Annotated in this window: 3 protein-coding genes and 5 pseudogenes; 4 read left to right on the forward strand and 4 right to left on the reverse strand. The window is 68.0% G+C overall.

Annotation, left to right across the window (positions count from 1 at the left end):
* The first annotated feature begins 129 nt into the window (after nt 1-129).
* Nucleotides 130-993 (forward strand): DUF429 domain-containing protein, encoded by an 864-nt coding sequence (locus BBK14_RS08390; protein WP_241831303.1) that lies wholly within the window; start codon nt 130-132, stop codon nt 991-993.
* Between the two features lie 249 nt (nt 994-1,242).
* Here the strand turns inward: BBK14_RS08390 and BBK14_RS08395 are convergent.
* Nucleotides 1,243-1,583, reverse strand: a pseudogene (locus BBK14_RS08395) (DDE-type integrase/transposase/recombinase); the annotation flags it as partial.
* Between the two features lie 117 nt (nt 1,584-1,700).
* Here BBK14_RS08395 and BBK14_RS34905 point away from each other — a divergent pair.
* From BBK14_RS34905 to BBK14_RS41220, 3 genes and pseudogenes are all read left to right on the forward strand, one after another.
* Nucleotides 1,701-2,016: pseudogene (locus BBK14_RS34905) on the forward strand (IS256 family transposase); the annotation flags it as partial.
* Between the two features lie 630 nt (nt 2,017-2,646).
* Nucleotides 2,647-3,546 carry an MFS transporter gene (locus BBK14_RS08405; protein WP_275078461.1) on the forward strand — a complete coding sequence of 300 codons (900 nt, stop codon included), beginning with the start codon at nt 2,647-2,649 and terminating at the stop codon, nt 3,544-3,546.
* Nucleotides 3,543-3,674, forward strand: a complete 132-nt coding sequence (locus BBK14_RS41220; RefSeq protein WP_275078460.1) for a hypothetical protein — start codon at nt 3,543-3,545, stop codon at nt 3,672-3,674. The genes BBK14_RS08405 and BBK14_RS41220 overlap by 4 nt, the downstream gene beginning before the upstream one ends.
* Before the next feature lie 146 nt (nt 3,675-3,820).
* Here the strand turns inward: BBK14_RS41220 and BBK14_RS39800 are convergent.
* From BBK14_RS39800 to BBK14_RS39805, 3 pseudogenes are all read right to left on the reverse strand, one after another.
* Nucleotides 3,821-4,341 (reverse strand): annotated as a pseudogene (locus tag BBK14_RS39800) (integrase); the annotation flags it as partial.
* An 88-nt stretch (nt 4,342-4,429) separates the two neighbouring features.
* Nucleotides 4,430-4,546: pseudogene (locus BBK14_RS36790) on the reverse strand (IS6 family transposase); the annotation flags it as partial.
* A gap of 97 nt (nt 4,547-4,643) precedes the next feature.
* Nucleotides 4,644-4,776, reverse strand: a pseudogene (locus BBK14_RS39805) (MerR family transcriptional regulator); the annotation flags it as partial.

Here is a 4,776-nt window from a genome sequence, read left to right on the forward strand (position 1 = left end):
TTATCAGTTAGGATCATGTGTCCAATTTACCCACACTTTTTCCAGCCTAACAGTGGCACTGGAACGGGCATTTGTTTACGCCGCACTAGTTACTGTAGCCCCGTTCCTCCTCCCAGTGGAGCGCATCTGGTGCTGGGTGTAGTGCTGATCTCCGAGGATTCGATCGCGAAGAGACCTTTATGTCCTGTCGCGTACCCTGATCAGATGATGACGATCGGCGTGGACCTGGCGGCGGAGCCGAAGAAGACCGCACTCGCCCGGATCGACTGGTCGCCCGGTTCAGCGGCGGTGAGGGAGGTCCTACTCGGTACGTCGGACACCGCGATCGTCATGTCGATCAAGAAAGCGGACAAGGTCGGTATCGATTGCCCGTTCGGTTGGCCGGAGTCCTTCGTCGCCTTCATCGCGGCCCACCAGGCCGGTAACGTCGTCGTCTCACCGGGGGTCACTGGTCTGGAGTGGCGACGTGCCCTGGCGTACCGAGCCACTGATCGGCGGGTCCAGGCAGAGACGGGGCTACGGCCGCTCAGCGTCGCCGCCGATCGGATCGCGCATACGGCGATGCGCTGCGCGGGACTACTGGCAACACTCGCAGGCGACGGCATGCCCGTGGACCGCGCCGGAGGTGGCGTCGTCGTTGAGGTGTACCCAGCCGCGTCGCTTGCCCGGTGGGGGCTACCGCACCGCGGTTACAAGACCAGGGACAACATTTCCGTCCTCGGCACGCTGGTCGACGCTCTCCTCGATGCGGCTGGATGGCTGGATCTCGGCACCCATGAAGATCTCTGCCGCCGTTCTGACGACRCCTTCGATGCCGTGATCGCCGCGATGACCGCCCGTGCCGCGACACTGGGCCACACCRCCGCCCCCGGACCGGACGACGCCACCGCCGCGGAACGGGAGGGGTGGATAGCACTGCCGACCAGCCCACTGTCCTCCCTCGTGCCAGACGGCCACCCGAGACCGGCCGAGCACCTACCTCCAGGACGGTGACTCCGAAGATCGCACCATGGGAGTGGCCTTGTTCTTCTACGCTGATAGCAGTCACGGGCAGCGCCAGCCGAACATGATCGAATATGCGATCGGTGTTGTCTTTGCACGGCGATGCGCGGTGTTCACGAACGATCGGGCTGTGGCGTGGCCCTGATGTCGTCCCGGTGACCGATTCTGAAGGCCGATCATCCTCGGCGGGGCTGTTGCATTGCGAGGATGCGGCGCACGCCAGGGGCCGGGCAGTCACGGTCAGACGGCTTGGGTGAGCTCGGTGAACGCGGCGGCCAGCCGCAGCTGTGGGCCGGTATGGGTGGCGAGTTCGTAGTGGCCGCGTCGGATGTTCTGAACCAAGGCGTTCCCGGCGCTGATCGTCTGGACCGAGCGGAGGCGTTTGAGTTCGCGCATCGGCCGTAGCCGGGCTTTGAGCCGGCTGTGGTTGGCTTCCATTCGGTTGTTCTCTCTGGCGGCGTCGACATGGCAGGCCTCGGGAGCGGCTCGTCGAGGATCCTCGGGTAGACGGGTGCCTTGTCGGTGGTGACCTCGACCGGCTGGCGGCCATGCGCCGGCGCCTGGATGAAGAACCGGCGGGCTACGGCCGAGCAATGGTTGAGATCTGTGGTCGGCTGGGGAGGGGCGTGCCTTCCCGGTGATCGAGGTTGAGGTCTCAGGCAGGCCGACGTTGGCGCGTCGGTCGGGAAGGCGTGCCGGTGCTCACGGTAGTACCCGAGGACAGCACGCCCGGGGACGGTTCGATGGTCAGGCCGTCGCTGATCGATGAGATCGTCCGGGAAGGTGCGCGGCGGATGCTCGCGGCCGCCCGCGTTGGAAGCCGAGGTCGACGCCTACGTCGCCGAGCTCGCCGACGAGCGCGACGAGGGTGGCCGCCGGCTGGTGGTCTGTAACGGCCACGCCCAGCCCGGGCAGGTGATGACCGCCGCCGGTGCGGTCGAGGTCACCGCGCCGCGGGTCAACGACCGCAGGGTCGACCCGGACGCCGGCGAACGGCAGCGGTTCTCCTCTTCTACTCGCCGGAGTATCGATTTGGGTCCGGCAAGGCTGGAAGGGTCGGGCAGGCTCCGAGACAACCGCCCCATGAGTATCATCTTTATTTTTGCAGGGTCGATAGCAAACAGCGGCACTGTTGCGTTCCGAGATAGCGGCGAATGCGCCGGGTTCTGGCCGGCCGGCGGCCAGATGGCGTGGGTGAGTTCGGTAAACGCGGCTGCCAGCAGCGCCGGCCGGTCGCCCATCTGACTGGATGGGGCGTCCGACAGACGACTTCGGAGTCGCCGTGCGGCGAACATGATGGTCGAATGCTCGATTCGTCGGTGACCGCGTCCGAAGTGACCGTCGTGCTGCCGCGCTCGTCGCGTCCGTCGTGTCCAGACCCGACACTGCCGTCTGTGACGTACCTGTCCCAGTCCAGAGCGAGGGCGGACGGGTCCGCGGGTACCCGACCTCGTCGCGGCTGGCATCGCTGCTGTCGACAGCGGGGCAGGAGAGCACCACCACCGTCCTCCCTGCGTTCGTCACCGGCCTGGCCGGGGGTGTCCCGCTCGCCATCGCCGGAATGGAGGCCGTCGGGCACGCGGGTGGGATGGCGGCCCGGTTTGGTGGCGCCGAGATAGCGCTGCGCCGCCGCGGTGGCGTGGCCTGGTCAGCCTCGTCGGGCACGCCGGCATGGGGCTGGCGTCGGCACTGCTTGCGCTCAGCGGCGTGGCATGGCAGGCGGCCACGGTAAGGGTCGGCTCGTGGGCGGCCCGCGGGCTGCGCACGCCCCTGCGGCCGGCGCAGGCGAGCGAGGTCACCACCGTGGACCGGATGGGACGCCGCCTCGGGGTGGAACGTTCGATCGACGCGGTGGGCGCAGCCCTCGGCCCGGTGTTGGCGCTGCTGTTCCTGACCTTCCTGGAGGTCCGGACGGTCATCCTGCTGGCGGTGCTGCCGGCCGTTGCGGCGGTGGCCGTCAGCGCCCGCGCGAACCGGCGACGGGCAGCGCAGCCGGGCGGGAATCCGACACGCCCGGACCTGGACGTCCTCCAGCCGGACGCCGTGTGGCAGCTGCCATCGCTGCGTAGCAGAATCGACCAGCTCCGGCGCGGTCGCCTGGGTCGGTTCCTCCTCGGCGTCGCGATCTACGAGACCGCGAACATCGCCGCGGTGCTACCGCTGCTTCGCGCGACGAAGCTACTGCCCGCTGGAGCCGGACCGTTCAGTCAGCTCCAGCTCGTGGCGCTGCTGTACATCGGCTACCAGCTCAGCGCGGCCGTCTGCGCCAGCTGGGCGGGTGCGCTGGCGGACCGGATCGGTACTGGCCCGATCATCGCCGGTGGCGCTACGTGCCTGCTGACCGCCTATGTCGGATTCGCTCTGGCCGGGACGAACGAGTTGCTTCTGCTCGCCGTCTGCTTTGTGTTGGCAGGGCTGCCGCCGGTGCCGTGGACGCGGCCGAGTACACCGGCGTCGGCCGGCTGGCCTCGCCGGAGATCCGCTGGACGGCGTTCGGCACCCTCGCCGCTTTGYAGAGTGGCGGTCGGGCGATCGCAACGTTGACCGCTGGTGCGCTGTGGACATTCGTCGCGCCCGAGGCAGGGCTGCTGTTCTGCGCGCCGCTGCTCGTGGTCGCGACGATCCTGTTCACCGTCAGGGCGGACCGCCCGCCTGCGCCGGTCACCGCATGACAGGCACGCCCGCGCGCAGCAAGGTCCCCTCTCGGCGTGTGGGGCTCCCAAAACCGGATTTCGGCCTGTGAACTGGCCTTTTGCGGTTGACGCGATCTTCCGCGGAGGTGCCGGGCTGCGTTGCGATTCGTTGATCAACCCCCCGAGGGCGACTGTGGCGGGGTATCGACCACGTCGATGCCGGCTTCGGTAAACCCAGCGTCGAACGAAGCCGTGAACTTCGCATCTCGGTCACGGATGAGAAACCGGAACCGGTGGGTAYGCTCCTCGAGATCCATCAGCAGGTTCCGTGCCCGCTGGGTGACCCACGCCGCGGTCGGGTGTCTCGTGACCCCGAGGACATGGATACGACGGGTGGCGTGCTTGACGACGAAGAACACGTAGATCCGTTGGAGGAACACGGTGTCCACCGTGAAGAAATCGCAGGCCAGCATGCCGGAGGCCTGGGCACGCAGGAACTTACGCCAGGAGGAGTCGGTCCGGCGGGGCGCTGGATCRACACCGGTGCGGTGCAGGATCCGTCAGACGGTGGCGACCCCGACCGGGTAGCCCGGCCCGGCGAGTTCTCCCTGGACCCTGCGGTGGCCCCAAGTCGGATTCTCCGTGCGGGGCGCAGGACCAGCTCGCGGATCTCCCGGCAGATCGGTGGCCGCCCGGGCGACATCCGCGATGGCGGATCTCGCCGACGCAACAGCGCCGGTTCGAGTCCCTGACGGCCCGCCAGTGATCACACTGACGGTACATGCCCCGCCAGGGCCTCGCCGGTCACGACTGGATGCAACAGACCCCACTGACCGCGCGAACCGCAGGTACCAGCGGACCGCCAGCACGATCACCTCCGGAGGGAACCGGAACCCAGCGAACTTCCACATCGGGACCGAAGGACGGACCACACCTCGCCTCATCGCCTGATCATTACCTGCCGCCACACGGGGCCCGTCGAGTGGAGGCAACAGTGCCGTCTGCCTGTCAGGGGGTCTCGGCGGGTGGCGGCTGGTCGGTTGCTGGTTGGCGTGATTGCTGGTTGAGCCGCTGGGCTTCGGCGAGTTGGTCTTCGAGGATGACGATGCGGCAGGCGGCGTCGATCGCGGTGCCCTGATCG

The sequence above is a fragment of the Parafrankia soli genome, assembly GCF_001854695.1.
Classification (GTDB): Bacteria; Actinomycetota; Actinomycetes; order Frankiales; family Frankiaceae; genus Parafrankia; species Parafrankia soli.